25 protein-coding genes and 1 pseudogene are annotated in these 25,681 nt (G+C 72.5%); 12 read left to right on the top strand and 14 right to left on the bottom strand.

The annotated features are described in order from the left end of the window. Positions 1-52: 52 nt before the first annotated feature. Positions 53-2,569 carry a helicase C-terminal domain-containing protein gene (locus MTF65_RS25320; RefSeq protein ID WP_243631252.1) on the bottom strand — a complete coding sequence of 839 codons (2,517 nt, stop codon included), beginning with the start codon at positions 2,567-2,569 and terminating at the stop codon, positions 53-55. Positions 2,570-2,655: 86 nt separating this feature from the next. Here MTF65_RS25320 and MTF65_RS25315 point away from each other — a divergent pair, with 86 nt between their 5' ends. Continuing rightward, positions 2,656-3,585: a hypothetical protein gene (locus tag MTF65_RS25315; protein WP_243631251.1), complete on the top strand. Its 930-nt coding sequence runs from the start codon at positions 2,656-2,658 to the stop codon at positions 3,583-3,585. A gap of 290 nt (positions 3,586-3,875) precedes the next feature. After that, on the top strand, positions 3,876-4,520 hold the full coding sequence (locus tag MTF65_RS25310; RefSeq protein WP_374207295.1) for an HAD family hydrolase: 645 nt from the start codon (positions 3,876-3,878) through the stop codon (positions 4,518-4,520). Between the two features lie 6 nt (positions 4,521-4,526). Here MTF65_RS25310 and MTF65_RS25305 read toward each other — a convergent pair whose 3' ends face one another. Next, positions 4,527-4,781, bottom strand: coding sequence for a hypothetical protein (locus MTF65_RS25305; protein ID WP_243631249.1), 255 nt, complete (start codon positions 4,779-4,781; stop codon positions 4,527-4,529). A 176-nt stretch (positions 4,782-4,957) separates the two neighbouring features. Here MTF65_RS25305 and MTF65_RS30360 point away from each other — a divergent pair, with 176 nt between their 5' ends. Next, positions 4,958-5,341: a cold-shock protein gene (locus MTF65_RS30360; protein ID WP_308407227.1), complete on the top strand. Its 384-nt coding sequence runs from the start codon at positions 4,958-4,960 to the stop codon at positions 5,339-5,341. A 90-nt stretch (positions 5,342-5,431) separates the two neighbouring features. Here MTF65_RS30360 and MTF65_RS25295 read toward each other — a convergent pair whose 3' ends face one another. The 4 genes from MTF65_RS25295 to MTF65_RS25280 form a co-directional block, all read right to left on the bottom strand. Beyond that, positions 5,432-6,325 (bottom strand): 1,4-dihydroxy-6-naphthoate synthase, encoded by an 894-nt coding sequence (locus MTF65_RS25295; protein WP_243631248.1) that lies wholly within the window; start codon positions 6,323-6,325, stop codon positions 5,432-5,434. Next, a complete protein-coding gene (locus MTF65_RS25290) occupies positions 6,297-7,034 on the bottom strand; it encodes a futalosine hydrolase (RefSeq protein WP_243631247.1) in 738 nt (245 codons plus the stop codon). Before MTF65_RS25290 ends, MTF65_RS25295 begins: the two co-directional genes overlap by 29 nt. 16 nt (positions 7,035-7,050) lie before the next feature. Beyond that, positions 7,051-7,539, bottom strand: a complete 489-nt coding sequence (locus MTF65_RS25285; RefSeq protein ID WP_243631246.1) for a DUF2771 domain-containing protein — start codon at positions 7,537-7,539, stop codon at positions 7,051-7,053. A 121-nt stretch (positions 7,540-7,660) separates the two neighbouring features. Next, positions 7,661-9,040, bottom strand: a complete 1,380-nt coding sequence (locus MTF65_RS25280) for an MFS transporter (protein WP_243631245.1) — start codon at positions 9,038-9,040, stop codon at positions 7,661-7,663. Between the two features lie 358 nt (positions 9,041-9,398). On the opposite strand from MTF65_RS25280, the gene MTF65_RS25275 reads away from it, so the two are divergent. Then, positions 9,399-10,310, top strand: a complete 912-nt coding sequence (locus MTF65_RS25275) for a DUF3027 domain-containing protein (RefSeq protein WP_243631244.1) — start codon at positions 9,399-9,401, stop codon at positions 10,308-10,310. Positions 10,311-10,348: 38 nt separating this feature from the next. Next, complete coding sequence (locus MTF65_RS25270; RefSeq protein WP_243631243.1) at positions 10,349-10,585, top strand: hypothetical protein; 237 nt, start codon at positions 10,349-10,351, stop codon at positions 10,583-10,585. Positions 10,586-10,620: 35 nt separating this feature from the next. On the opposite strand, the pseudogene MTF65_RS25265 reads toward MTF65_RS25270, so the two are convergent. Further along, positions 10,621-11,381: pseudogene (locus MTF65_RS25265) on the bottom strand (RNA-guided endonuclease InsQ/TnpB family protein); the annotation flags it as partial. Between the two features lie 300 nt (positions 11,382-11,681). On the opposite strand from MTF65_RS25265, the gene MTF65_RS25260 reads away from it, so the two are divergent. Continuing rightward, positions 11,682-13,178: a flotillin family protein gene (locus MTF65_RS25260; RefSeq protein WP_243631242.1), complete on the top strand. Its 1,497-nt coding sequence runs from the start codon at positions 11,682-11,684 to the stop codon at positions 13,176-13,178. Positions 13,179-13,415: 237 nt separating this feature from the next. Here the strand turns inward: MTF65_RS25260 and MTF65_RS25255 are convergent, their stop codons facing one another. Beyond that, positions 13,416-14,426 carry a WD40 repeat domain-containing protein gene (locus MTF65_RS25255; RefSeq protein ID WP_243631241.1) on the bottom strand — a complete coding sequence of 337 codons (1,011 nt, stop codon included), beginning with the start codon at positions 14,424-14,426 and terminating at the stop codon, positions 13,416-13,418. A gap of 77 nt (positions 14,427-14,503) precedes the next feature. On the opposite strand from MTF65_RS25255, the gene MTF65_RS25250 reads away from it, so the two are divergent. After that, on the top strand, positions 14,504-15,199 hold the full coding sequence (locus MTF65_RS25250; RefSeq protein ID WP_243631240.1) for a GDSL-type esterase/lipase family protein: 696 nt from the start codon (positions 14,504-14,506) through the stop codon (positions 15,197-15,199). Positions 15,200-15,390: 191 nt separating this feature from the next. Here the strand turns inward: MTF65_RS25250 and MTF65_RS25245 are convergent, their stop codons facing one another. Both MTF65_RS25245 and MTF65_RS25240 read right to left on the bottom strand, forming a co-directional pair. Beyond that, positions 15,391-16,074, bottom strand: a complete 684-nt coding sequence (locus MTF65_RS25245) for a DUF899 family protein (protein WP_243631239.1) — start codon at positions 16,072-16,074, stop codon at positions 15,391-15,393. Between the two features lie 101 nt (positions 16,075-16,175). Then, positions 16,176-16,910 (bottom strand): helix-turn-helix domain-containing protein, encoded by a 735-nt coding sequence (locus tag MTF65_RS25240; protein WP_243631238.1) that lies wholly within the window; start codon positions 16,908-16,910, stop codon positions 16,176-16,178. A gap of 227 nt (positions 16,911-17,137) precedes the next feature. On the opposite strand from MTF65_RS25240, the gene MTF65_RS25235 reads away from it, so the two are divergent. The 3 genes from MTF65_RS25235 (at position 17,138) to MTF65_RS25225 (ending at position 19,659) form a co-directional block, all read left to right on the top strand. Next, positions 17,138-17,803, top strand: coding sequence for a DUF4097 family beta strand repeat-containing protein (locus MTF65_RS25235; RefSeq protein WP_243631237.1), 666 nt, complete (start codon positions 17,138-17,140; stop codon positions 17,801-17,803). A gap of 10 nt (positions 17,804-17,813) precedes the next feature. Continuing rightward, positions 17,814-18,608 (top strand): alpha/beta fold hydrolase, encoded by a 795-nt coding sequence (locus tag MTF65_RS25230; RefSeq protein WP_243631236.1) that lies wholly within the window; start codon positions 17,814-17,816, stop codon positions 18,606-18,608. Positions 18,609-18,669: 61 nt separating this feature from the next. After that, positions 18,670-19,659 (top strand): aldo/keto reductase, encoded by a 990-nt coding sequence (locus tag MTF65_RS25225; protein ID WP_243631235.1) that lies wholly within the window; start codon positions 18,670-18,672, stop codon positions 19,657-19,659. 214 nt (positions 19,660-19,873) lie between these two features. On the opposite strand, the gene MTF65_RS25220 is transcribed toward MTF65_RS25225, so the two are convergent. After that, on the bottom strand, positions 19,874-20,020 hold the full coding sequence (locus MTF65_RS25220; RefSeq protein ID WP_243631234.1) for a hypothetical protein: 147 nt from the start codon (positions 20,018-20,020) through the stop codon (positions 19,874-19,876). Between the two features lie 204 nt (positions 20,021-20,224). Next, the gene (locus tag MTF65_RS25215) at positions 20,225-20,515 is read right to left on the bottom strand and encodes a hypothetical protein (protein WP_243631233.1); all 291 of its coding nucleotides are present in this window, start codon (positions 20,513-20,515) and stop codon (positions 20,225-20,227) included. Positions 20,516-20,654: 139 nt separating this feature from the next. Here MTF65_RS25215 and MTF65_RS25210 point away from each other — a divergent pair, with 139 nt between their 5' ends. Together MTF65_RS25210 and MTF65_RS30555 are read left to right on the top strand one after the other, a co-directional pair. Beyond that, a complete protein-coding gene (locus MTF65_RS25210) occupies positions 20,655-21,647 on the top strand; it encodes a LuxR family transcriptional regulator (protein WP_243631232.1) in 993 nt (330 codons plus the stop codon). Positions 21,648-22,074: 427 nt separating this feature from the next. Next, positions 22,075-23,493: a VCBS repeat-containing protein gene (locus MTF65_RS30555; RefSeq protein ID WP_243631231.1), complete on the top strand. Its 1,419-nt coding sequence runs from the start codon at positions 22,075-22,077 to the stop codon at positions 23,491-23,493. Between the two features lie 88 nt (positions 23,494-23,581). Here MTF65_RS30555 and thpR read toward each other — a convergent pair whose 3' ends face one another. Both thpR and MTF65_RS25195 read right to left on the bottom strand, forming a co-directional pair. Further along, positions 23,582-24,142: an RNA 2',3'-cyclic phosphodiesterase gene (gene thpR, locus MTF65_RS25200; protein ID WP_243631230.1), complete on the bottom strand. Its 561-nt coding sequence runs from the start codon at positions 24,140-24,142 to the stop codon at positions 23,582-23,584. A 206-nt stretch (positions 24,143-24,348) separates the two neighbouring features. Beyond that, entirely contained in the window at positions 24,349-25,665 is a 1,317-nt protein-coding gene (locus MTF65_RS25195; protein WP_308407226.1) for an MFS transporter, read from the bottom strand. Positions 25,666-25,681: the final 16 nt, after the last annotated feature.

The raw sequence follows: 25,681 nt of genomic DNA, 5'->3' as shown, positions 1-25,681 counted from the left end.
CCGGCACCCCCGACGGCCAGCGCTTTTTCTGGGTCGGTCGCGCCCCGGGCGCCTACACCTGGTCGTCCGCCAGCTCGGCGACGCCCGTGATGCGGTGCAGGGCGTACGTGCGGACCTCGTCCGCCGTGTGGTCGTACCCGGTGACGAAGCCGCCCTCCACGCGTACCGGGGCGATGACCCGCTGGCTCGCCGCGCCGTCCGCGTTGACGTACCCGATCCACACCGCCGACCCGGTCAGCGCGGCCGCCTGCACCGTCGCGAGGGTCTCCGCCGAGCTCGTGCGCGGGAGTTCGCCGGGAGCCGCGGCCGCGGCCGGAGCCTCGGCCGGGGCCGAGCCGCTCCCGGCCTCGGCCGAGGCGGGCACTTTGCGTACCGCCGTCGCCGCCCGGTCGCCCGCGCGGATCGCCCGTACGGCCGCGCCCAGCAAGGTCGCGTCCGGTACCGGCGGCCCCTCCGGCACCGGCTCGGGCGCCGAGCGCCTGGGAGTGCGGCGGCCGTCCGCCCGGGCCACCACGACATCGCCGGTGAGCGACTCGGCGGCCGGCGCGTACCCCATCGCCCGCAACCCGTCGAGCAGCGAGGTGGGTTCGGCCTGCGCGGCCAGCACCGTCGGGGCGAGGCGGCGCAGCCCCAGCCCCGCGGACCGCTTGTCGGCCATGATCTCGTTCAGCATGCCGTCGTCGTCGCAGCGCACGTACGAGGAGGCCGCCCCGACCCGCAGGTGGCCGTGCCGCCGGGCCACGTCGTCGATCAGGTACGCCAGCGGCTGCGGCACCGGGGTGCGACTGTGCTCGGCGAGGAAGGCGTGCAGGTCGGAGGCGGTGTGCCCGGCGTCCAGGGCCCGGCGTACCGACCCCGGCGTGAACCGGTACACCGTCGCCCCGCCCTTGGACTCGACGTCGGCCAGCGTGGCCAGCACCTCGGCGAGCGGCCGGCGCAGCGGCCCCGGGGCCACCGCCGTCAGGTCGGCCTGCAGCAGTATGTGGTCCACCGGTTCGGGGAGCAGCGGCGCCAGCAGCGGCGCCGGGTCGCGGCCTTCCAGCAGGGCCCGGCCGGGCGCGGCGAGCGCGCCCCGGCCGGTGACGCCGAGGACCTCGGCCTCGGTCAGCGTCCAGTGCGCGAGGCGGGCGCGCAGGTCGCTCGTACCGCGCACCGGGCGCTCCCAGGCGAGCCGTTGGAAGAGGGCGTCCGGGTCGGGGGAGCCGCCTTCGGGGAGCTCGGCGAGCAGGTCGAGGACGCGGCGGCGCACCTCGGGCGCGGCGGAGCGGTCCAGCTCCGGGCCCAGCGCCGACAACGTCCGGCCCTTCGCGTCCTGTTCGCCGACCAGGCCCGCCGTGCGGGTGGCCGGCAGCCAGGCCGCGGCGAGCGCCGACCACCGCTCGGCGGGCGGGAGTTCGCACCAGTCGTCGAAGGCGGGGGTGGGGGCGTAGCGCTCGTCCGCCTCCCCGTCGCTGGCCAACAGGCCCGCCGCGTAGGCGAGTTCGATCCAGAACGCCGCCATGCTCTCGCTGGTGTCCAGGGCGGCCGCGGCCCGCTTGAGGTCCCGTACGGAGAGCCCGCCCGCCCGCAGCACCGCCGGTCCCGCGTGCTCCCAGGACTTCACCAGCTCCTCGACGGTGGCCAGCGCGGCCAACGCCTGCCCGGCCGCGTTCGCGTCCACAAGCTGTGGACGGTGCACGCGGTGCGCCGGTACGGCCGGAGCCACCGGCTCCGTGACGCGGTGCGCGAGACCGCCGCGCAGGTACAGGGCCACCTCGCGCGGCAGTACGACGGTCCGCGCCGTCGCGGGCAGCAGCAGCCCCCGGTCGCGCAGCCAGCGCACCGGCGGGGTCGGCTGGGGGGTCACCTCCCCGTACGGCGGGCCCCACACGAGCCGCCCCAGCACCTGGTGCGCCTCCGCCGGGGCCTCGTCCAGCAGCGCCGCCATCCGCTCCGGGTCGGTGAACAGGCCGGTCAACGCGGTCACGGCGGACACCGGGTCATGGGTGGCGGGCAGCCCGTTGGCCGCCACGATCTCCTGGATCCGGGTCGGCGACATCCCGGCGGTGGCCTCGGCGACGGTCGGCCCGAGACCGGTGGGGGAGGGCCGCGTGGGGGACGGCGCGAGGAGTTCGCGGGCGGTGCGGACCAGCCGCAGCCGGTCCTCGTCGCCCCATGCGAGGGCCTGGTCGCGCAGCGTGCCGAGGGCGGCGGGGAGGGCGGCCTTGGCCCCGTTGTCCGCGCCGCCGGTGGTGCCGTGCTCGCCGGTCAGCAGGGACTCCAGCACCGGGTACGGGCAGGGGTCCGGGGCCACCGCGAGGGCCTCGGCGGTCTGCAGGGCGAACCGGTCGAGCCGGTCCAGGGCCCGCACCACCGACGCCCGGGTCCCGGCGCGGGTGGCCAGCTGGGTGACATCACCGGGCACCGGGTTCAGCAGATCCGGGCGCGCGTGCAGCAGCGCGGCGAGCGCATCGTCGTCACGGGCGCGCAGGGCCTCGGCGAGGGAGCGCGGGGCACTCCCGGCGGTGCTGGGCTCGGGCACGGTCGTCGCCTCCTGGTCGCGTCGGCCGGTCAGTCGGCCGGTCCCCATCCGACCAACGGTATCCGCTGTGCCCGGGGCGGCTCCACGTCCGCACGCGCTACCTTTCCGGCAGGGGGCACGGGAGGAGCCGGGGCATGGGGATCGAGAGCGACCAGCTGGTCTACGAATATCTGAGCCGCGTCGGGGACTTGGCGCAGCGGCGGCAGCTGCCTTCCGGTGACCGGATGCGGCTGGTGGCGGGGTTGCGGGACGAGATCGACCGTCGGCGCGCCAAGTACGAACCGGAGACGCCGGCGGCGGTACGGCGGATCCTGGAGCGCATCGGCACGCCGGAGGAAGTGCTGGGGGCGCTGGGCGCGCCGTCGGGGGCGGCGCGGGATCCGGGACCGGGCCTGGCGGTCCCGACCCAGCGGGGGCCCGGCACCCAGGAGAGGGTGAACGTGCCGCCGCATCTGGCGGGGCTCGACGAGCTCGGGCCCTCGGGTGGGGGCGAGCCCGACTGGTGGCGCGTCACGCCGGGGCCGTACGGGGCCGGTCCGCAGGTCGAGGGGTTCGCGGGGGGGATCGAGTTTCCGGAGCCGGAGCCGGAGGCGGAGGCGGAGGATGCGCCGGAGCCCGCGCCGGGCGCGCCGGAGCCGCGGGGACGGGCGCTCGTCCGGTTCGCGCGGCAGCGGCTGCGCGGCAAGCGGGCGGCCGCCCCCGCCCCTGCTACCACCCCTGCGGCGCGTCCGAAGCCGCACGCGTTCCTGTTGCTGGCCGCGGCGGTTCTGGCGGCGGGCGCGGTGAGCGGGTACTGGCTGCTGCTCGTGGTGGGCTGGCTGCTCGCGTATGCCTCGCGGGTGCTGGGGCCGACCGAGCGCAAGGTGGCCGTGTTCGGGTTGCCGGGGGCCGTGTTCGCGGGGGCGGTGGTGTGGCTGTGGGGCCGGCAGAACGGGCGGTGGGGGGAGCCGCTGGGGGAGCAGGGGCCGGCGGACGTCTTCCCCGGCATGTGGCCGTGGCTGGTCCGCGGGGCGGGCGTCGCCTCGGCGGTCTACTTGACCTGGCGCTCCCGTCGCCGACCGTGACCCCGCGCGGGTGCCGGCGCCGCTGAAACGGCCGGGTGCGGCGCCGTTGCCGGGGGCCAGCCCCCGGACCCCCGCGCCTCAAACGCCGGCGGGGCTGGAATGGCGGCGCTGGAATGGCGGGGCCGGGTCTGGTCCGTGCGGAGCCGTTGCCGGGGGCCAGCCCCCGGACCCCCGCGCCTCAAACGCCGGCGAGGCTGGAGGGTGCCGGCGAGGCTGGAATGGCGGGGCTGGAAGGGGTCGCCCCGGAACTTCACCCCGGGGTTTCCTGGCCGTTGGCGGGGGTCGGCAGAATGGGGGGCATGAGCTCCGAGATCTCCATGGCCCCGCTGACCGTCGGCTTCGACCTCGACATGACCCTCATCGACTCGCGCCCGGGCATCAAGGCCGCCTACGAGGCCCTGTCGGCCGAGACGGGTACGTTCATCGACGCCGAGCAGGCGATCACGCGGCTCGGCCCGCCGCTGGACGAGGAGCTCGCGTACTGGTTCCCGGAGGCGGAGATCCCCGCGATGGCGGACCGCTACCGGGAGATGTACCCGGCGTACGCCATCGAGCCCACCCCGGCGATGCCCGGCGCCCGCGAGGCCGTCGAGGCCGTCCAGGCGCTCGGCGGCCGGGCGATCGTGGTCACGGCCAAGCACGAGCCCAACGCCCGCCTCCACCTCGCGCACCTCGGCATCGAGCCGGACGCCGTCGTCGGCTGGCTCTGGGCCGAAGCCAAGGCGGGCGCGCTGCGCGAGTACGGGGCGCAGGTCTACGTGGGCGACCACGTGGGCGACGTACGCGGCGCCCGCGCGGCCGGCGCGGTGTCGGTGACGGTGCCGACGGGGCCGTGCCCGGAGCCGGAGCTGCGCGCCGCCGGCGCGGACGTGGTGCTGGCGGACCTGACGGCGCTGCCGGCGTGGCTCGCGGAGTACGCCCGTACGCGGCGGTAGGTCTGGCTAGGCGGGCTGGGACGCCCGCGCCGCCCGCCGCTGCGCCGCGGCCGACCGCAGCACGCCCGCCGCCGAGACGGCGAAGCCGACGCCCATGAGCATGCACACGGCCCACGCGTACGACGGGAACGGGTCGATGTCGAGGAACAGCGGAGCCATCGTCACCAGCGTGGCCACGGCGCCGACGATGAACACGACACCACCGGCCTTGACCAGTGCGTCGCCGGGCCGTGCTTCATCGGAATGAGGAGTAACAGTCACCTCACCAGGGTAGTTCCCTGGCCGAAGCAGTCGACCGTGAAGGACCGGGGAACGTCTTTGTCACCCGTCCCTGGACCATTAGCCTGGAGGTGGCGGGTCGGTGACCCGCTGTACTGCTATCCGGAGCCGTTCCAACGGCGCACCGGACCCAACGAGCACAAGGACAGAGGACGGACGTGCCTACCGGCAAGGTCAAGTGGTTCAACAGTGAGAAGGGCTTCGGCTTTCTCTCCCGCGACGACGGCGGCGACGTCTTCGTGCACTCGTCGGTGCTCCCTGCCGGGGTCGAAGCCCTCAAGCCCGGCCAGCGCGTGGAGTTCGGCGTCGTCGCCGGTCAGCGCGGTGACCAGGCGCTTTCGGTGACGGTGCTGGACCCGGCACCGTCGGTCGCGGCGGCGCAGCGCCGCAAGCCGGACGAGCTGGCCTCGATCGTGCAGGACCTGACGACGCTGCTGGAGAACATCACGCCGATGCTGGAGCGGGGCCGCTACCCCGACAAGACGCACGGTACGAAGATCGCCGGACTGCTGCGCGCGGTGGCCGACCAGCTCGACGTCTGAGCCGCCCGAGCCGCGTACCGAGCGCGGCGAGTGCACCGACGACCGTGCCCCGCCCCCCGAGAGAGGGGCGGGGCACGGTCGTTCGCGGGCCTACGGGAAGGCCAGCGCCTCCGGCGAGATGGCCGGAACCAGCCCCTCTGCCGCCGCGCGGGTCAGCAGCCCGCGTACGGCCGCGTACCCGGCGTCTCCGAGCCCGGCGGTGAACTCGTTGACGTAGAGCCCGATGTGCTGGTCGGCGACGGCCGGGTCCAGCTCCTGCGCGTGCTCGCGTACGTACGGCCGGGAGGCCTCGGGGTCGTCCCAGGCCATCCGGACGGACGTACGGGCCGCCTCGGCCAGCGCGTGCAGGGTCTCGGCGCCCAGCGAGCGCTTGGCGATGATGGCGCCGAGCGGGATCGGCAGCCCGGTGGTGGACTCCCAGTGCTCGCCCATGTCGGCCAGGCAGTGCAGCCCGTAGTCCTGGTAGGTGAACCGCGCCTCGTGGATGACGAGTCCGGCGTCCACGCGGCCGTCGCGCACGGCCGGCATGATCTCGTGGAAGGGCAGGACGACGACCTTGCCGACGCCCTCCGGCAGCACATCGGCTGCCCACAGCCGGAACAGCAGGTAGGCGGTGGAGCGCTCGCTCGGCACGGCTACGGTCTTGCCGGCCAGGTCGAGATCTTTCACCAGGCTGCGATCCTTCACCAGCACCAGCGGCCCGCAGCCGCGGCCGAGTGCCCCGCCGCAGGGGAGCAGCGCGTACTCCTCCAGCACCCAGGGCAGGACCGCGTAGGACACCTTCAGTACGTCGAACTCGCAGCGCTCGCCGCGCTCGGCCATGCCGTTGGTGATGTCGATGTCGGCGAAGGTGACGTCGAGGGCGGGCGCGCCGGGGATCCGGCCGTGGGCCCAGGCGTCGAAGACGAAGGTGTCGTTGGGACAGGGCGAATAGGCGATCCGCAGGGGATCGCGATCACCGGTGGTGGTGTTGCTGCTGCTCATGCTGTCCTCCCCAGTGGGCGAGTACGGGTCCCAGTACGCGGAACCCTTCGGCCAGCGCGGCCAGCGCGTCCCCGATCCGCCAGGCGGCGCGGTCGCGCGGGCCGACGGCGTTGGACACGGCGCGGATCTCCAGTACGGGCAGCCCGTGCGCGGCGGCGGCCTCCGCCACCCCGAAGCCCTCCATGGCCTCGGCCCCGGCGAGCGGGTGCCGGGCGGCGAGCTCGGCGGCGCGGGCGGCGGTGCCGGTGACGGTGGAGACGGTGAGTACGGGCGCCAGCAGGCCGCCGGTCGCCTCGGCGGCGCGGGCGGCGAGCTCGGCGGGCGGCAGGTGCACGCTGTGGCCGAAGCCGAGGGCGTCGACGGGGAGGAACCCGTCGGGTCCCTCGGCCCCCAGATCGGCGGCGACGATGGCGTCGGCGACTACGAGCGAGCCGGGCGGGGCGGCGGGCGCGAACCCGCCGCCGATGCCGGCGGAGATGACGAGGGAGTAGTCGGCCAGCGCGAGCGCGGTGGCCGTCCCGGCCGCGGCGGCGGCCGGTCCGACGCCGCCGATGAGCACGTCGGCGGCGAGACCGGGCAGGTCGCGGCGCGTGACGAGATAGCCGCCGGGCAGGCGGCGCGGCTCCGGGGTCACGGGTTCATGAGGGGTGAGACCAGCGGCGACAGAGTCTGCCTCCGCCGCCACCGCGGTCACGATGAGCGCGCGCACCGCCCGGGCCGCCCGGTTACTTGAGCTTGACGGTGAAGTTCCAGACGGCGAGCGGCTTGCCGTCCTCGGAGACCTCGACGAAGGCGAGCTTCTTCGAGGCCGGGGCCTCGCCCGCGCCGCCGGTGGCGAACAGGTCGGCGCCGGGGAAGCTGCGGTACGTGTTCGAGGACGGCTCGGTGATGGGCTGTCCGTCCAGGACCGCCTGCCACTTCTTGCCGTCCTCGACGACCTCGGGCTCGACACCGAGGCGGAGCGTGTCGCCACGGCCGTACTCGATGGTCTTGGCTTCCTTGTGGTCCGTGAAGCACTCCTGGACCTTCTCCATGGAGAGCTCCTTGGAGTCGCGGCAGGCGGCTTCGGCGGACACCGACGAGGTGCCGACCGTCACGGTCGCCAGCGGCGTCGGCTTGTCGCCACAGGCGGAGAGGAGGAGGAGGCCGGCGGACACGGCTCCGAGGGCCGCGACGCTGCGCCGGCCCCTACCCGAGAAAAGCTGTGCGGTCATGAGCCGAAGGCTATCGGGCCGGTGGGCCGCGCCGCTGCTTGGGGGGTCCTCGGCCGCGCCGCCGCCCCGGGCGCCCCCGGTGGGGCTGCGGGGCTGCGGGGGTCGCGCGGCCGCGCGGCCGCTACGCCACACGGGGACGGGGGGTGGACGGTGGCCGGTGGTGGTGGCGGGGGGAGGAGAGGAGGCCGCGCAGGGCCATCGTCGTACCCACGGCCACGATGACCGCCGCGACGGACATCCCGAGTACCCCGTTCAGCGGCAGCACGATGCCGATCGCGCCGCCCAGCACCCACGCCACCTGGAGCAGCGTCTCGGAGCGGGCGAAGGCCGAGGTGCGGACCGCCTCCGGGATGTCCCGCTGGATCATCGCGTCCAGCGAGAGTTTCGCCAGGGCCTGGCAGAAGCCCGCCGTCGCACCCAGCACCGCCATGAACAGTCCGCTGAAGAACACCGTCGCCAGCACCGCGACGCCCAGGGTCAGCGAGAGCACCGCCGCGATGATCGCCTCCGGCGCCCGCGCCCGCAGCCACGCCCCCACCGCCGTACCGCACGCGTTGCCGACGCCCGCCGAGACGCCCACGATGCCCAGCGACACCGCCGCGCTCTGCCCGGCCAGCGGGTGCTCCCGCAGAAGGAACGCGAGGAAGAAGATCAGAAACCCGGACAGCGCGCGCATCGACCCGTTCGCCAGCAGCCCGTACAGCACCGACGGGCTCACCGTCCGCAGCCCCGGCTTGCGCGAGTGCGGCTCGTGCGTGGACAGCCGGGCCCGCCTCTCGCCCTTCGCCTCGTCCACCGTGTGCGGCAGCGTGAACGCCGCGAACGTGCCCCAGATGAAGATGGCGCAGGCCCCGTACAGCGGCCACGGCGGCCCGATCATCTGCAGTCCGATCGCCACCGGCGCCGCCGCGCCCGTGGCCAGCAGCCCGGCCAGCGTGACGCGCGAGTTCGCCTTGACGAGTGAGAATTTCGGCGGGAGCAGGCGTGGCACCACCGCGCTGCGGACCACCCCGTACGCCTTGGACGCCACCAGGACGCCGAGCGCGGCCGGGTAGAGCTCCAGCCCGCCCGTGGCGACCGCGCCCGACATCATCAGCGCGAGCAGCGCCCGTGCCAGCATCGCGGCCGCCATCGCGGCCCGCCGCCCGTGCGGCAGCCGGTCCAGCATCGGCCCGATCACCGGGGCCAGCAGGGTGAAAGGGGCCATGGTGACGGCGAGGTACAGGGCCACCCGGCCGCGCGCCTCGTCCGTGGGAACCGAGAAGAACACCGTCGAGGCCAGCGCCACCGTGATCATCACGTCGCCGGCGCCGTTGATCGCGTGCAGTTCGATCAGCCTGCCGAGGCCCGATTCACCGGCCCCGTGCGCGTGCGTGGCCCGCCGGATTCCCCGGGCCGTACCGGTGATAGGGAAGTGCAGGGCACGCGCGACGGCCCGGCCGGCCCTCCTGGCCGGTCCCGAGCCGTCGTCGGACGACCGTACGGGTGCCACACTCGACATAGTGCCCCACTCGGGTCGCCCGGACGCTCCCCCACACTCCGTGCGGGGCCCCCATGGTGCGTTCGGGTGCCCGTCGGGTCGCGGGCTTGTCCGCGAATCGGACCTTGCATGTGGGCCGAAGGCGTTGGAGGAGGTAGCGTGCCTAGCGCGCCACCGGCGGTTGCTCTTGGCCGCGCGCCTCTTCGCGATCCCGCAGAATGGATCGTAGGAAGGTGCGCCCGAGGCCGATCGGGTGCGGACGTCGACGCGGCCCTCTGGTCCGCTCCGCCCGCGCATCGTACGGACAGGACCGACGGGTCGTTCAGGACGACAGTACGGACGGCGCACTCGTGAGACGGCGTAGGAGAGAACGAGACCTGTGAGTGCTGCGACGACGCGAAGCCGTACCCCCGACCGCCTGTGCGCCGAGGCGGTAGACCTCGCCCGCACGGCGGCCGAGGAAGCCGCTGCTCCCGGAGTGGTGGGCGAGCATGTCTCCGTCATCGCGGAGGGCGACCGGGTCGTCACGCACTTCTTCGAGTGCAAGGACCCCGCCTACCGGGGCTGGCGCTGGGCCGTCACCGTCACCCGCGCGTCCCGCGCGAAGCTCGTCACCCTCGACGAAACGGTGCTCCTTCCCGGCGACGACGCGCTGCTGGCACCCGAGTGGGTGCCGTGGAGCGAGCGGCTGCGGCCGGGGGACATGGGCCCCGGTGACCTGCTGCCGACCGACGCCGAGGACCTGCGGCTGGAGCCGGGCTGGTCGGGCGAGGACGTACCGCCGCCGAACTCGGTCGTGTCCACCGAGATGGCCGAACTGGTGGAGGCGGAGGACGCCGACGTCACGGACCGCACGGTGGTCCCGGTACGCGGCTCCATCACGGCCGTCGCCGAGGAACTCGGCATGCGCCGCGCCCGGGTCCTCTCCCGCTACGGGCTGCACAGCGCGGCCGACCGCTGGGACGAGGGGTTCGGCGCCAAGACCCCGATGGCGCAGGCGGCCCCCGCTTCGTGCGTCACCTGCGGCTTCCTCGTCGCGATCGGCGGCTCGCTGGGCCAGGCGTTCGGTGTCTGCGCCAACGAGTTCAGCCCGGCGGACGGCCACATGGTGTCGCTGTCCTACGGATGCGGCGGGCACTCGGAGGCCGCGGTCATGCCGAAGACGCCGCGCCCGGCGCCGCCCGTGCTCGACTCGATGGCCACGGACGAGTTCCCGCTGCGCCCGGCGCCCGCCGACACGGGCTCGGTGCCGGTCTCGGACCTTCCCGCCGCCGATCTGGGCCACTCCTAGGAGGACTGCGGGCGGGTGTCGGCCGCTACCCTCGGCCCATGGGGGACGAGGACATGGTCGGCATGACCGGGCGGGTGACCGGAGCGGTCGGCCCGGGGCTGGTGGGCGAGGTCATCGTACGGATCCGGGGCGGGGCCGAGCATTTCCTGGCCCACCCGGCGCCAGGTTCGGGGTTGGGGCCGGGGCCGGAGCGGCTGCCCGTCGGGACGATGGTGACGGTGGTGGAGTACCTGCCGCCGCGCACGGTGTACGTGATGGCCGTCTACGACCATTGACATCCTCCCCTTCGCGAACGAAGGGGATTCCTACCTCACGCTGCCTGGCGGACCGGCGGTCCGTCGGGTCTTCCACGATCAGCGGTAGCCGGGGTGAGACCAGCCCGGACGAGCATCACGCATGCGGAGTTCTTGTCTCGGGGTGAGACGGCTCCGCACGCCGTGCACGTGTACGTTCATGCTTGGTGGTGGAGATCGCGGCGTCGGCTGCCTTGCGAGCCATGGTCGACTTGGCTAGGAATTTCGGACGGAAGTCCTCCACCGCGAGCCGATCGAAGTCCGTCACGACGTTCTTGGCCCACTTGCGGGCGGTGTCCTGGCGCTGTCGGGCGATCTTCTTGTGCGCCTTCGCGGCCTGCCGCTTCGCCGTGCGGTACCCCTTGGAGGCGGCCTGTCCGCGCTTGGGTTTCCGGCGGGCCATCATGCGCTGATACCCGGCCAGCTTCCCGGCCGCCTTCCTCCCGTGTTCGGGGTGTGGGAGGTCGTGTGCGTCGCTGGTGGTGGTCGCGGTCTCCTTCACGCCCCAGTCGATACCGATCACCGCACCCGTCGCTGGAAGCGGCTGCACTTCGGTCTGGATGACGAACGACGCGTACCAGTGCCCGAGACTGTCACGGTAGACGCGCACGCTAGACGGATCATTGGGCAGTTTCCGCGACCACACCACCGTCAGCGATATCCCACCCGCCAGGTGCAGACGGCCGTCCTTCAGCCGGAAACCACGACGGGTGTAGTTGAGGGTCAGATCCGCCAGTGTCTTCCTTTTGAAGCGGGGCATTCCCGGTAGACGACACACGCAGCCGGAAGGTGTACCGGGCGCGCCCGCTCTCCCCGACCTCCGCTGATGCCGTCATGATGACAACCTAGAGCCGAAGACCGTGCCGCTCCCCGAAAAACCAACAGCCCACCCGAACGAGTGACCGACCACCCGGCCTGAATGTGCCGGGGCCGTCCTCCGGTCACCCAGTGACCCCCGCGTCACCTGTACGTATCAAGATGGCGATAAGACTCGGCCGACGTCTTCCCGCCATGGTCGAGCGGGCGCAGACTCGCCTTCGTCGGTGCCGAACGGCACCGCGCTAGGGGGGAGTTGCCGATGGACATCGGCGTCGTGGCGGGGATCGTCCTCGCCGGCATCATCGCTCTGATCGGGCTGTTCAAGCTCATGTGGCGGGTGGCCGAACCCAACGAGGCACTCGTCATCTCCGGTTCCACGCACAGGACCGAGGGCCTCGGCGAGGGCATGGGCTTCCGGATCGTCACCGGGCGCGGCACGCTCGTACTCCCCGGCGTGCAGGCGGTACGGAAGCTGTCGCTGGACCTCAACGAAACGCAGCTGAACGTGGACTGCGTGACGCACCAGGGCATCCCGCTGCGGGTCAAGGGCGTGGTCATCTTCAAGATCGGCGACGACCTCGTGTCCATCGCCAACGCGGCCCGCCGATTCCTGGACCAGCAGAAGATGATGCCGGAGCGGGTGCACATCGTCTTCGCCGGTCATCTGCGGTCGATCGTGGGCGGTTTGACGGTCGAGGACATGATCCGGGACCGCGAGAAGCTGACGGGGCAGACCCGGGCGGCCTGCGGTACGGAGATGGAGAAGCTCGGCCTGATCGTGGACTCGCTGCAGATCCACGAGATCGAGGACCCGACCGGCTACATCAAGAACCTGGCGATGCCGCACGCGGCCGCCGTACAGCGGGACGCGCGCATCGCGCAGGCCGAGGCGAACCGGCTGGCGACGGAGGCCGAGCAGACCGCGTTCGCGCGGATGGCGGAGGCCACCCGGGACAGCGAGATCCTCCAGGCCGGCTACCAGGCCGAGCGCGACAAGGCGGCGGCGACCACCCGGCAGGCGGGCCCGCTGTCGGAGGCGGCCGCCCGCCAGCAGGTCGTCGTCCAGGAGACGCGGGTCGCGGAGCTGGAGGCGCACCGGCGCGAGCAGCAGCTCCAGGCGGACGTACGCAAGCCCGCGGACGCGGCGGCGTACGAGACGAGGACGCGGGCCGAGGCGGACCGCGACGCGCGCATCTCGGCGGCGCAGGCGAAGGCGAAGGAGACGGAGCTGGCGGCCGCGGCGGAGGCGACGCGCGTCACGACGGCGGCGACGGCGGACGCGGCGGCGACGGAGGCGCGGGGTCTGGCGGCCGCGAAGGCCACCCGGGCGACCGGTGAGGCGGAGGCGGCGGCCACGCAGGCGAAGGGCCTCGCGGTGGCCGCGTCGGCGAAGGCGAAGGGCCTCGCGGAGGCGGACGCCATCAAGGCGCGGGCGGCGGCGCTGGCGGAGAACCAGGAGGCGGTGGTCGCGCAGCAGCTCGCGGAGAACTGGCCGGCGATCGTGCAGGCCGGCGCGGGGGCGTTCGGGAACGTGGAGCACATGGTGCTGCTGAACGGGGCCGAGGGGATGTCGGAGATGTTCGCGAAGGCCCTGTCCATGGGCGGCGCGGGCCTGGGCGTGGCCCGCCAGCTCCTGGCCACGATGTCCCAGCCGCCGACGCCGGTCGCCCCGGATGCCGGGAGCCCGGGTGCCCCCGATGCCGGGGCTTCCGCGGGCCCGGTGGTCAACGGCCGGATCCCGATCCGCGAGGAGTAGCCGCCGGGGGCGCGGGTGCGGCGCCGCTGCCGGGGGCCAGCCCCCGGACCCCCGCGCCTCAAACGCCGGCGGGGCTGAGTTTCGCCCGGCGAGGCTGGAGTTTCGCCCGGCGTGGGCTGGAGTTTCGCCCGGCACGGGCTGAGTTTCGCCCGGCGGGGCTGGATTGCCCGCAGGGCAATTCCAGCCTCGCCGGCGTTTGAGGCGCGGGGTCTGGGGCGGAGCCCCAGCAGCGAACCGTCAGGACTTCGGACGGCGGCGGCGGAAGAGGCGGTTCGCCGCGAAGAGCACGGCCAGGCCACCCGCCAGGACAAGGACTCCCTTGCCGAAGGGGCCCGGCTCCGGCGAGGGCCCCGCCTCCGCCGGGGAGCCCGGTTCCGGCGAAGCCGAGGTGGCGGACGACGGGGCCGAGGTCACCGGAACCGCCACCACCCGGCTCGACGCCCCCTCCGCCCCGAACATCAGCGCCGACCCGTCCGGCGTGTACGTCACCGACTCCGCCTGCCCCTGCCACGGCGCGGTCAGCCGTTCGCCCTCGCCCTCGGGCCGGCCGTCCTTCCACGGGTACGTCCGGGCCAGGAAGTACCCCCGCACCGTCAGCCGGGCGCCGTCCGGCGAGAACGCCCCGTCCGTCACCCACGGCAGTTCGGCGACCCGCCGGAACACGTTCGGGCCCGACGTGGACAGCTTGGCCGGCCCCTCGTACAGCCCGCCCTTGTCCTCGCTCTTGCTCGCGATGTACACCCGTCCCGTCACCGGATGCACCATCAGCGCCTCCGCGTTCCGCGCCCCGTCCGCGTACCGCACGGTGAACTGCTCGGCCTTGACCGTGACATCGCCCAGCCCCTTCGGCTCCTGGAACCGGTAGATCCACACGTGGTCCCAGGTGCCGTCCCGGTTGTCCCCGATGTCACCGACGTACAGCTGCCCGTCCGGCCCCAGCGAGATCGCCTCGACGTCGCGCGGCTTCCCGATCCCCGTCAGCGTCACCCGCGCCACCGTCTTCCCTGTCGCCGAGTCCACCGCGTACACGTACGGGCCGTCGTCGCTGTCGTTGTGCGTCCAGTACACGCCCGGGTGGATCCGGCTGGCCGCCAGCCCGCTCGACTCCTTGATCCGGGGGTCGGTGATGGTGAACCCGGACACGGCGGGGGCGCCGGGGGCCCCGGACGCGCCGGAGGCGGCGAACGCCGGGGCGCCCGGCATGAGGGCGAGGACGACGGCGGCGGTGAACGGCGGCAGCAGGCGCATGACTCCAAGCGTGCCAGCCCGCCCCGCGTGTCCGGCGTCACAGCGGCTCATGCCGCGCGATCCGCGATGATGACCGGATGCGTTTCATGTTCGTCGGCGACTCCATGACCATCGGACGCGCCGGCGACTACACCTGGCGCTACCGGATGTGGCAGCACCTCAACGCGGCCTTCGGCGGCCCGTACAAGATCGTCGGCCCGCGCTGCGAGGTGTACGACACCTTCGCCGACGCCCCCACCAGCCACGAGTACGCCGACCCCGGCTTCCCGGACCACGCCCGCCGCCACCTCGCCGGCTGGGGCGAGGGCTGGCAGCACATGGCCCCCCTCATCGGCCCCGCCGCCCGCGCCGGCAAGGCCGACGTCCTGCTCGTCTCCCTCGGGCTCATCGACCTCGGCTTCTACACCGACGCCGAGCAGACCGCCGCCAACGCCCGCCGGTTCATCGCGGAGGCCCGCGCCGCCCGCCCCGGCATCCGGATGATCCTGCTCCCCGTCATACCGAACGTCCGCGCCGAGTCCGACGCGCCCTTCGCGGCGCAGGTCGCGCGCTTCAACGAGCTCCTCGCGAAGGCGGTCGCCGACCTGACCACCGACGCCTCCCCGATCCTGCTGGGCGCGCGCCCGTCCTCGTACGACATCCACCACGACACCTACGACGGCACGCACCCCAACGCCTCCGGCGAGCACCGGCTGGCCGGGGAGTTCGCGGCGGTCCTGCACCAGGCGTGGGGCATCGGCGGCCCTTACCGGCCCGAGCGGCAGCACGCGTAACACCCCGTCAGGCCGACTCTCCACCGATCGGGTGAGGGTCCGGCCGCATCTGGTCCGGGCGCGGTACTGATGGTGATCAGTGCCTACCTAGTGGGTGGGCCCGCGCGGCGAGATGGTCGTCGAATTCGAAGAGCAGCTGAGAGGCGATACCCCCTGGGCCCTCAACGTTCGTGCCCAACACTGAGGAACGGTCAGTAGTCGAGGCTCGGGTACCAGTCGTCGCGGCCCTGCGGGGTCAGGTCGAGGAGGTGCCAGACGGGGGCCAGGAGGTCGATGCCGCGCTCGTCGATGTCGTCGGCCATGCGTGGGTGGGCGGAGTAGAAATGGCGGACCGTGCCGTCGCCGTCGCGGGTGAAGACGGAGATGGTGGAGTCCTGTTCGCCGTCCTTGTCCTCGCTGCCCAGGTCGTACTTGAACGTGCTTTCGGCGCAGCTCAGGAGCCGTAGCCGGTGCCAGCCGCGGTTGCGGGCGTGCTGCCGGAGGGCGGACACGTCGGCGGCCGCGGCGATGACGAAGTCGGCGTTGCGGGCGATGTGGTGTGCGATGCCGTTGAAGCCGTCGATCCAAAGGGTGCACATCGGGCAGGGGGCGGTCTGCAGCTTGCCGTACATGAAGTGGTAGACGATCAGCGGGCGGTCCGTGGCGGTGAACAACGCGCTCAAAGTGACCTCGCGGACCGGTGTGTCGCCGGCGTCGAGGTCGGCGGGGCCCTCGACGAAGACGTAGTCGTCGACGGGTGGCCCCTGAGGGAGCGCCCGTCGCTGGGCCGCGACCTTCTCGCGGTGGCGCATGAGGTCGATCTCGGCCAGGCGCAGCTCTTCGCGGGCGTCGAGGTAGTCCGCCGATTCGCCGGCCAGTCTGGTGTGCCGCAACATCGCATCCTCCTGAGGTTGCCATCCCCCCCAGTCCCCGCCCTTTGAGTCTATGGCGGCTCCACGGTCAGCCCCAGTTGAGCTGAAGTCGCTGGGGCCAGGGCTCAGGTAGTGCCGCCTGAGGTCGTTTCGGGTTTCGTGTGGAGGATCTCGCGGGCCTGCTCCGCGGCGCGGGTGATGCTCTCGGAGACGAAGTCGAGGAAGCGGGCGACGTTCTCCAGGCGGGCGGCGGCCGGGGTGTGGGGGCCGAGGACGCCGACGCCCTGCCGTGCTGTCTCGACGATCTGGGCAGTGGACCGGGCGCTGGCGATCATCGACTGGTACCAGATGTCGTCGTCGACGACGTAGCGCTCGCGGCGGCGTTCGTCGCGTTCCCGGCGGACGAAGCCCTGGCTCTCAAGGAACTTGACCGCTTTGGAGATGGACGCCGGGCTGACCTGGAGCCGCTGGACGAGTTCGGACGCGGTGAGGCTGCCGGTGTCGGTGAGGGTGAGGCAGGCCATCACCCGGGACATCATCGTGGGCATGCCCGAAGCCATGAGGACGGCGGTGAACGTCTCCTCGTACTCGCGCACGGCCTCGGCGTCCCGTCCGTGGGCCTGCGGGGCCGCCTGGGCCCCCTTGGATGCGGTCTGCCTGCGCCGGTGGGCACGGCGTTCGGTGGCGCGGTGGGCCAGGTCGGCGCGGTAGGCGGTGGGGCCGCCGTTGCGCATCACCTCCCGCGTGATCGTCGAGGTCGGACGATCGAGACGTCTGGCGATCTCCGCATAGGCGAGGCCGTCGGCCATCCCCAGCGCGATCTGCTGGCGTTCCTGCTGGGTGAGCCTGCCTCCCGGCATCGCGATCTCCCTTCACGCTTCTTCCTTGATGCTCCAGCATAGCGTTCACTCCCAATCCAACGCAACGAACAGGATTGCTGTCGTTGCGTTAAAACCAGGACTGTTGCAACGATAATGTGGCTTCTACCTGCGATGATGCTGATTCTGTGCAACGGAGATGTTGCCAAGAATCTCGAAGGCAACGTAGCGTTTGCGTTGTCAGAAACAACGAGCCGAAGGACAGAACGATGCAGAAGTTCGACACCCCCGCCCCGGTCTCCGCCGTCCTCGACATCCCCGCGGGACGCATCCGGTTCATCGCCGCCGACCGGGCCGACACCACGGTCGAGGTCCTGCCCGCGGACGCCTCGAAGGGCCGCGACGTGAAGGCGGCGGAGCAGACCACGGTCGCCTACGGCGACGGCGTCCTGCGGATCGAGGCACCGGCGGCGAACCGGATCCTCGGCGCTTCCGGATCCATCGAGGTGACCATCCAGCTGCCCGCCGGCTCCCGCATCGAGGCGAAGGCGGCCGGCGCCGAGCTCCGGGGCGTCGGACGGCTCGGCGACGTCGCCTTCGAGGGCGCGCAGGGCTCGGTCAAGCTCGACGAGGCCGCGAGCGCCCGACTCACCCTCCTCGCCGGCGACATCTCGGTCGGCCGCCTGGGCGGCCCCGCCGAGATCAGCACCCAGAAGGGCGACCTCCGCATCGCCGAGGCCGTGCGCGGCACGGTCACGCTGCGCACCGAGTACGGCGATATCTCGGTCGGCGCCGCCCGCGGAGTCTCCGCCTCCCTGGACGCCGGCACCTCCTACGGCCGGATCCACAACGCCCTCAAGAACACCGAAGGCGCCGCCGCCCTGAACATCCACGCGACCACCGCCCACGGCGACATCGCCGCCCGCAGCCTCTGAAAGGCAAACCATGACCGTCAAGCAGTCCGCCTGGACCGGCATGGTGTCGATCGATGACACCGCACTGGCCGTGACCGACACCGGCGGGCCCGGCCGTCCCGTGGTCTACCTCAATGGCTCGTACGCCGACCAGTCGCACTGGCGGCGCGTCATCACCGAACTCGGCGGCGACTACCGGCACATCACCTACGACGAGCGCGCCCGCGGCAAATCGAAGCGCGCCACGGACTACTCGTTCGAGGCGTGCCTCCGCGACCTCGACGCCGTCCTCACCGCCAGGGGCGTGGACCGGCCGATCCTGGTGGGCTGGTCCTACGGCGCCATGCTCGCCATGCACTGGGCCGCCCGGAATCCGGACCGCGTCCTGGGGGCGGTGTCGGTGGACGGCGCCCTGCCGCACGAGTGGCTCGACGAGGCCAACAAGGAACAGATCCGCAAGCTGTTCCGCCGGCTGAGCCCGCTGTTCCCGATCGCCCGCCCGCTCGGCCTGGCCGCGCGGATGAGCGCCGCGCAACACGCCGAGATCAACATCGAGGTCAACGAGCTCTGCGCGCCCGCCGCCCTCAACCCGGTCTTCGACCGTCTGACCGTACCGGCCCGGTACGTCCTCGCCACCGGCGGCAACCTGGGCGGCGACCCGAAGCTGATGGAACAGATACGCGCCAACCTCGACCCGGTGCTCGCCCGCAACCCGAACATCCGCGTCAGCGCGAAGGTCGCGAGCAACCACTCCAAGATCCTGCGCAAGGACTCCCGAGCCGTCGCCAACGCGGTACGCGAGCTCGCCGCGCGCGTTGTCGCATAAATCAGTGGGTTCGCGGGGTGCCCTTGCCTGGAGCGGACTCTAAGCAGTTGGCTTGGGGGTCATGAAGTACACGCAGCTCGGACGCACGGGACTCAAGGTCAGCCGACTCGTTCTCGGCACGATGAACTTCGGTCCTCAGACAGACGAATCCACCAGCCACGCGATCCTGGATGCCGCGCTCGACGCGGGTCTGAACTTCGTGGACACGGCCAACGTCTATGGGTGGGGTGAGAACAAGGGGCGTACCGAGGAGATCATCGGCAGCTGGTTCGGCCGGGGCGGCGGCCGGCGCGAGAAGACGGTCCTGGCCACGAAGGTCTACGGCTCCATGTCCCGCGAGGGCGAGACGTGGCCCAACGAGGACCGGCTCTCGGCGCTGAACATCCGCCGGGCCGTCGAGGCGAGCCTCACGCGGCTCCAGACCGACTACATCGACGTCTACCAGTTCCACCACGTCGACCGCCGGACCCCCTTCGAGGAGATCTGGCAGGCCGTGGACGTACTGATCCAGCAGGGGAAGATCCTGTACGTAGGATCCTCGAACTTCCCCGGCTACAAGATCGCCCAGGCCAACGAGGCGGCCGCCCGACGCGGGATGGTCGGCCTGGTCAGCGAGCAGTGCCTCTACAACCTCGCCGAGCGCCGCGCGGAGATGGAGGTCATCCCGGCGGCCCAGGACTACGGCCTCGGGGTCATCCCCTGGTCCCCGCTGCACGGCGGCCTGCTGGGCGGGGTCATCAAGAAGGAGGTCGAGGGCGGCCGCCGCGCCTCCGGACGGTCGGCGGACGCGCTGGCCAACTCCTCCGTACGGGCCCAGGTACAGGCGTACGAGGACCTGCTCGACAAGCACGGCCTGGAGCCCGGCGAGACGGCGCTGGCCTGGCTGCTCACCCGGCCGGGAGTGACGGGCCCCATCGTCGGCCCGCGCACCGCCGAGCAGCTGGACAGTGCCCTGCGCGCGCTGGAGCTGGAGCTGAGCGAGGAGGTGCTGGCCGGGCTGGACGAGATCTTCCCCGGGCCGGGGCCGTCCCCGGAGGCCTTCGCCTGGTGATCCGGCGGCGCCCGTCTACTGGCCCAGGGCGGCCGCCACGGCGACGACGGCGAACATCAGCACGAGCACACCGGCCATGACACGGTTTCTGGTCTTCGGATCCACCGTTCGAGGTTAACGCGGCAGCCCCCGCATTCCGGACGCGGGGGCTGTGCCGTGGCACGGGTCACGCCGCCGGGCCCCGGCGGCCTTCCGGTGCGGCGGCTGCGGCGGCCTACTGCCAGCTCATGTCGTCCGTCGTCGAGACGACCGGGGACTCCGAGGGCGACGGGAGGGTGGCGGCGCAGGCCACGGCCGGGGTGGCGAGGGCGAGGGCGAGGGCGGCGACCGCGGCGGCCTGGGCGATGCGGGTGATGCTCATGGTGTCCGGTTCCCTTCGGGCAAGCGGCTGTGGTGGTCCCGGCCGGTCCTGCGCCCCGCGGTGGCGCCGTCCCTTTCCGGTGAGACACAGCTAAGCCGGGCCCGCGCCACCGCAGAAGGGCCTGCGGCTGGCCCAAACCGTCCCTGGACGGATGCGGACACACACCGGCCGGCCGCCGCTCAGGTCAGGTCAGGTCAGGTCAGCTCAGGTCAGCCACACCGGCATCAGAGGTACGCCCACGCCCAGCAGCCGCGCCGGCGGCAGCACGCGCGCCCCCAGAAGGCGCAGGCAGATGGCTTCCGCCCGCTGCTCGGCCTCCTCCAGGGAGTCCGACAGCAGGTAGAAGCCGAGGGTGAAGTGGTGTGCGGACTGCGGGTGTACGGCCAGGTGCTCGACCCGGTCCCGCACCGCCAGCCCCGCACGGGCAGCCTCGCGCAGGTCGTCGGGGACCAAGGCCGGGGGAATCGTGCACAGCCGGGCGTGAACGAGGTACATGCCCTCTACGGTCGCCCGTGTCGGCCCTGCCCGACCGCCAACGGCGCTGGACGCTTCCGGACGTGGCCACATCTGTCCAGCTCGCGCACCCCTCTGAGATGATCAGCGCGACAGTCAGACACTGAGGTTGGGGGACCACATGTTGACCGAACTCGGGCTCGACGCCAGAGCCGAGGCCGTCTACCGCGCCATGCTCATGGCGCCCACGTCGGGGGTCGCGGCGCTCGCCGCCGCGGTGGGGTCCACGCAGGACGACGTGCGCGAGGCCCTGGACATGCTCAGCGAACTGGCCCTGGTCCAGCCGTCCGCCGAGGACAGCGGCCGGCTGCGCGCGGTCTCACCGGACATCGGCATGGAGATCCTCATGGCCCGCGGGCAGGCCGAACTCGCCGCCCGGCAGCAGCGGTTGGAAGCCTCGCGAGCGGCCGCCGCCCGGCTGATCTCCGAATACTCGGAACTGCGGCCCTCCGCCAGCCATCCCGGTGTGGAGCAGCTCATCGGCCTCGACGCGGTCCGCGACCGGCTGGTCACGCTGACCCGGGAGACGCGGGAGGAACTGCTCGCGTTCTCCCCGGACGCCACGCTCAGCGCGTCGGCCCTCGCCGCCTCCCGCCCGCTCAACCGGCAGTTGCTGGAGCGCGGGGTGCGGATGCGCACCGTCTACCTGGACAGCGTCCGTAACAACCGTCCGTCCGTCGAGCACGCCAACTGGCTTGCGGAGCTGGGCGGGCAGGTGCGTACGGCGCCGTCGCTGCCCACCCGGATGCTCATCGTGGATCGCCGGACGGCGCTGATCCCGGTGAGTGACGACTCCTCCGCCGGGGCGGTCGTCCTCACCGGGCACGGGACGCTCGTCGCCCTGTGCGCGCTCTTCGAGTCGACGTGGGCTTCGGCGCAGCCGCTGGCGGAGGTGGCGGTACTGGGCCCGCACGGGCTGACCGCGCAGCAGTCGGCGGCGGTCCGGCTGCTGGCGGAGGGGCACACGGACGATGCGATCGCCAAGCGTCTGGGGGTGTCCTCGCGTACGGCGCGGCGCATCGCCAACGAGCTGATGGACCGGCTGGGCGCCCGCAGCCGCTTCGAGGCCGGCGTCCGCGCGGTCCAGCAGGGCTGGCTGCCCGCGCACGCGTAGGCCTCGCCCCCAAGCCCCCCAAGCCCCCCAAGCACCCGAGCCGCCCGGCCGGATCACCACATGTGATCCCGCCGGGCGGCTTTCGTCTTGGCCTGCCGTTGGGCCTGCCGTTGGGCCTGCCGTTGGGCCTGCCGTGTGCCCTGGACTGGTCCGTCCATGGCCTGTTGGGGCCAGCCGGTTCCCCTTCCGCCCGGTTCGGACGGCGGCGAATCTAGTGCCTGTCACCGGGACGCGAGCCGCCCCGGCACAGGACACAGGGTCCGGACCGCTGCACCTGCAGGGCAGCTGTCCTCCCGTACCGCACCGCACCGCACCGCACCGTACGCCTCTGCCGCCGGTCGAGCAGCACGCTCTCTGCGACCCCACTAGCCAGAACCGGAGTACTGCCATGTCTCGATCCGCACGAAATGCCCTGAATACCCGGAATGTGCGCCGTACTGCCGTCGCCACCCTCCTGGCCGGCGCCGTCGCCGCCGGCATGGTCGGCACGATGGAGGCGGCAGCCGCCGCCCCCGCCGTCGTCGCCGCGACCACGACCGACAACCCGGACTACGGCAGCACGGGACAGGGCCCGGAGATGGGGTTCGACGGGAACTTCAGTGCTTCGGCGTCCTCCTCCACCACCGCGACGATCACCCGCAGCGAAGTGATCGACCGGGCCAGGACGTGGGTCAACATCGGCCTGGTCTACAACGGCTCGGCCACTTACGGCGGTTACCGCACCGACTGCTCCGGCTACGTCTCGATGGCCTGGGATCTCGGCACCTCGCCGACCACCGACACCTACGAGTCCCGCGGCCTCGTCGAGTCCATCGGCAAGGCGGACCTGAAGGCCGGTGACGCCCTCCTGGACAACGACTCGGGTGCGGGCGGCCACATCGTCCTCTTCGAGAAGTGGGCCAACGCCGAGCACAGCCAGTACTACGGCTTCGACTTCACTCCGAGCGGAGTGCACTACCGCCTCTACGACTACCCGTACTTCTCGGGCTACGGCCCCTTCTACCCGGTCCGGTACACGAACATCGTCGACGACGGGCCCACCACGCCTCCCGAGCCGGTCGATGTCGGTATGACTGATCTTGCGTCCGCCGACCTGAGCGGTGACGGTGTCATGGACGTCGTGGCGGTGGAGGTTTCGACCGGCAAGCTGTGGCTGTACAGGGGCACCAGCACGGGCACCATCGCGACCGGTGGTTCCCGTGTGGAGATCGGTTCGGGTGGCTGGAACGGGATGTCCAACCTGTCGGGCGGTGATTTCACCGGTGACGGCAAGGACGACATCGTGGCGGTGGAGGAGTCCACCGGAAAGCTGTGGCTGTACAAGGGTGCCAACAACTCGACTCTCACGGGTGGCGGTTCTCGTGTGGAGATCGGTTCGGGTGGCTGGAACGGCATGTCCGACCTGACCGGGCTCAACCTGAACCAGGACGGGTTCGCCGACCTCGTGGGGGTGGAGAAGTCCACCGGCAAGCTCTACCTGTACCCGGGCAACGGCACCGGCCTGAATGTGCGTCAGGAGATCGGTTCCGGGGGCTGGAACGGTATGTCCAACCTGACCGGGATGGACTTCGACAACGACGGCGCCGAGGACCTGGTCGGGGTGGAGGAGTCCACCGGCAAGCTGTTCGTGTATCCCGCCTCCACCCCCGGTTCCCTGGGTGTGCGTAAGGAGATCGGTTCGGGCGGCTGGAACGGCATGTCCGACCTGATCGGCGGCGCCCTGCTGAACGCGAACGCGGCGGACGACCTCGTAGCGGTCGAGGACGCGACCGGCAAGCTCTTCGTCTACCCGGGCACCGGCACCGCCCTGGGCGCCCGCCAGGAGATCGGCACCGGCGGCTGGTAAGCGCTGACCGAACCCGCCGACCGCCCCCCCCGACACCGCGCGAGGCGGCCCGCCCACAAGGGCGGGCCGCCTCGCGGTCGTACGCGGCTCAGTCTTGGCCTTCCAGCGGCCAGGCCCCGACGGTCTCGTAGCGGGGCTGCTCGCCGGGGATCCCGCTGACCGGCAGGTTGCTGCGCACGAGGCACAGAGTGTCGGCCTGCCAGGCGGTGCCCTCGAAGTCCGCGAGGGCGTCGAGGTAGGGCCGCAGCGGGATGCCTTCGCGGGACCGGCCCAGGGTGACGTGCGGGGTGTACCGGCGGTGCTGCTCCATGGGCACCCCGGCCCGGCGTGCGGCGGCGTCGGCCCGCTCCGCGAGCATGCGCATCGTGTCGAGGTCCCCGGCGGCGCCGACCCAGAGGGTGCGGTCGCCGAAGTGGCCGACGCCGTGCAGGCGGAGCGGGAACGGTGCGGTGCGGGCTGCGGCGCGGGCGAGGCGGGCGTGCAGGTCCGGGAGCACCTCGTCCTGTACCTCGCCCATGAAGGCGAGCGTGAAGTGCCAGGCCGCTTCCGTGGTCCGGCGCAGCCGGGGGTCCGCGGGCAGCGCCCGCACGGCCTCACGCAGCTCGGCCACGGCCTCCGGCGGGGGCACCACGGCGGCGAAGAGTCTCATCCTCCGACCCTAGCGGCCGGCACCTGATTCCACCCTCGCCGGAGCCCCTGGGGGAGAACCCGGCTCCGCCGGGCACCGGGCTCCGCCCGGACCCGCGCCTCAAACGCCGGCGGGGCTGGATTTGGCCGATGCCGTCGCCAAATTCCAGCCTCGCCGGCGTTTGAGGCGCGGGGTCTGGGGCGGAGCCCCAGCAGCGGCCCGCAGGGTCAGGCGGCCGTTACCAGGTCGCGGCGGGGGACCAGGGTCAGGCCGTTGTGGCGGGAGACGCGCAGGCGGAGGTTGCCGACGCGGGAGAGGATCAGCGCGATCGTCAGGGCCGCGGCCAGGGAGACCAGGCCGCCCGCCGCCATGCCCACGCGCGCGCCGTAGGTGTCCGTGATCCAGCCCACCAGCGGGGCGCCCACCGGGGTGCCCCCGGTGAACACCATCATGAACAGCGCCATGACCCGGCCCCGCATCTCGGGGTCGGTCGCCATCTGCACGCTGGAGTTGGCCGTCACGTTCACCGTCAGCCCGAACATCCCGATCGGCACCAGCAGCGCCGCGAACAGCCAGAAGCCCGGCGCGAAGGCCGTCACCAGCACCAGCGCGGAGAACAGCACCGCCGCCGCGACCAGCAGCCGCAGGCGGGAGTGGCCGCGCCGGGCGGCCAGCAGCGCGCCCGCCAACGAGCCCGCCGCGATCAGGGTGTTGAAGAGCCCGTACGTCCCCGCGTCCCCGTGGAAGACGTCGCTCACGAACGCCGACAGCCAGATCGGGAAGTTGAACCCGAACGTCCCGATGAAGCCGACCAGCACGATCGGCCAGATCAGCTCCGGGCGCCCGGCCACGTAGCGCAGCCCCTCGCGCAGCTGCCCCTTCGCGCGCGGCTGCGGTTCCACCGGGTGCAGATCACGCGTCCGCATCAGCAGCAGGCCCGCGACGGGCGCGGCGAACGACAGGCCGTTCAGCAGGAAGGCCCAGCCGGAGCCGACGGCGGTGATCAGGACACCGGCCAGCGCCGGGCCGACCAGCCGCGCGGACTGGAAGTTGGCGGAATTCAGGCTGACCGCGTTGGCCAGCTGCGCCGGGCCGACCATCTCGGAGACGAAGGTCTGCCGGGCCGGGTTGTCCACGACCGTGACGAGGCCGAGCAGGAAGGCGGCGAGGTAGACGTGCCAGACCTGGACGTGTCCGGCCAGGGTGAGCGCGGCGAGCGCGACACCGGTGAGGCCCATCGCGGTCTGTGTGCCGATCAACAGCGGCCGCTTGGCCAGCCGGTCGGCGAGTACGCCTCCGTAGAGGCCGAACAGCATCATCGGCAGGAACTGCAGGGCGATCGTGATGCCGACCGCGGAGGCGGAGCCGGTCAGGGAGAGCACCAGCCAGTCCTGGGCGATGCGCTGCATCCAGGTGCCGGTGTTCGAGACCGCTTGCCCCGTCGCGAAGAGCCGGTAGTTCCGGATCCTCAGCGAGCTGAACATCGAATGCTTGGAAGTGGATAGGTGGTCGGGTGCGGAGTCTGCTCCGGTTCCCGTACTCAAAAGGGTCGCCTCCTGG

Source organism: Streptomyces sp. APSN-46.1, assembly GCF_022815725.1.
In the GTDB taxonomy this organism is placed as follows: domain Bacteria; phylum Actinomycetota; class Actinomycetes; order Streptomycetales; family Streptomycetaceae; genus Streptomyces.
The sequence above is the reverse complement of the archived record's forward strand: the minus strand, read 5'-3'. Positions and strand labels throughout refer to the sequence as shown.

What these genes read in the sequence shown, in the direction of transcription:
- MTF65_RS25320 (WP_243631252.1), bottom strand. Translation starts at nt 2,569, where the DNA reads ATGGGGACCGGCCGACTGACCGGCCGACGCGACCAGGAGGCGACGACC.
- MTF65_RS25315 (WP_243631251.1), top strand. Translation starts at nt 2,656, where the DNA reads ATGGGGATCGAGAGCGACCAGCTGGTCTACGAATATCTGAGCCGCGTC.
- MTF65_RS25310 (WP_374207295.1), top strand. Translation starts at nt 3,876, where the DNA reads ATGGGGGGCATGAGCTCCGAGATCTCCATGGCCCCGCTGACCGTCGGC.
- MTF65_RS25295 (WP_243631248.1), bottom strand. Translation starts at nt 6,325, where the DNA reads ATGAGCAGCAGCAACACCACCACCGGTGATCGCGATCCCCTGCGGATC.
- MTF65_RS25285 (WP_243631246.1), bottom strand. Translation starts at nt 7,539, where the DNA reads ATGACCGCACAGCTTTTCTCGGGTAGGGGCCGGCGCAGCGTCGCGGCC.
- MTF65_RS25280 (WP_243631245.1), bottom strand. Translation starts at nt 9,040, where the DNA reads ATGTCGAGTGTGGCACCCGTACGGTCGTCCGACGACGGCTCGGGACCG.
- MTF65_RS25270 (WP_243631243.1), top strand. Translation starts at nt 10,349, where the DNA reads ATGGGGGACGAGGACATGGTCGGCATGACCGGGCGGGTGACCGGAGCG.
- MTF65_RS25260 (WP_243631242.1), top strand. Translation starts at nt 11,682, where the DNA reads ATGGACATCGGCGTCGTGGCGGGGATCGTCCTCGCCGGCATCATCGCT.
- MTF65_RS25255 (WP_243631241.1), bottom strand. Translation starts at nt 14,426, where the DNA reads ATGCGCCTGCTGCCGCCGTTCACCGCCGCCGTCGTCCTCGCCCTCATG.
- MTF65_RS25250 (WP_243631240.1), top strand. Translation starts at nt 14,504, where the DNA reads ATGCGTTTCATGTTCGTCGGCGACTCCATGACCATCGGACGCGCCGGC.
- MTF65_RS25245 (WP_243631239.1), bottom strand. Translation starts at nt 16,074, where the DNA reads ATGTTGCGGCACACCAGACTGGCCGGCGAATCGGCGGACTACCTCGAC.
- MTF65_RS25240 (WP_243631238.1), bottom strand. Translation starts at nt 16,910, where the DNA reads ATGCCGGGAGGCAGGCTCACCCAGCAGGAACGCCAGCAGATCGCGCTG.
- MTF65_RS25235 (WP_243631237.1), top strand. Translation starts at nt 17,138, where the DNA reads ATGCAGAAGTTCGACACCCCCGCCCCGGTCTCCGCCGTCCTCGACATC.
- MTF65_RS25230 (WP_243631236.1), top strand. Translation starts at nt 17,814, where the DNA reads ATGACCGTCAAGCAGTCCGCCTGGACCGGCATGGTGTCGATCGATGAC.
- MTF65_RS25225 (WP_243631235.1), top strand. Translation starts at nt 18,670, where the DNA reads ATGAAGTACACGCAGCTCGGACGCACGGGACTCAAGGTCAGCCGACTC.
- MTF65_RS25220 (WP_243631234.1), bottom strand. Translation starts at nt 20,020, where the DNA reads ATGAGCATCACCCGCATCGCCCAGGCCGCCGCGGTCGCCGCCCTCGCC.
- MTF65_RS25215 (WP_243631233.1), bottom strand. Translation starts at nt 20,515, where the DNA reads ATGTACCTCGTTCACGCCCGGCTGTGCACGATTCCCCCGGCCTTGGTC.
- MTF65_RS25210 (WP_243631232.1), top strand. Translation starts at nt 20,655, where the DNA reads ATGTTGACCGAACTCGGGCTCGACGCCAGAGCCGAGGCCGTCTACCGC.
- thpR (WP_243631230.1), bottom strand. Translation starts at nt 24,142, where the DNA reads ATGAGACTCTTCGCCGCCGTGGTGCCCCCGCCGGAGGCCGTGGCCGAG.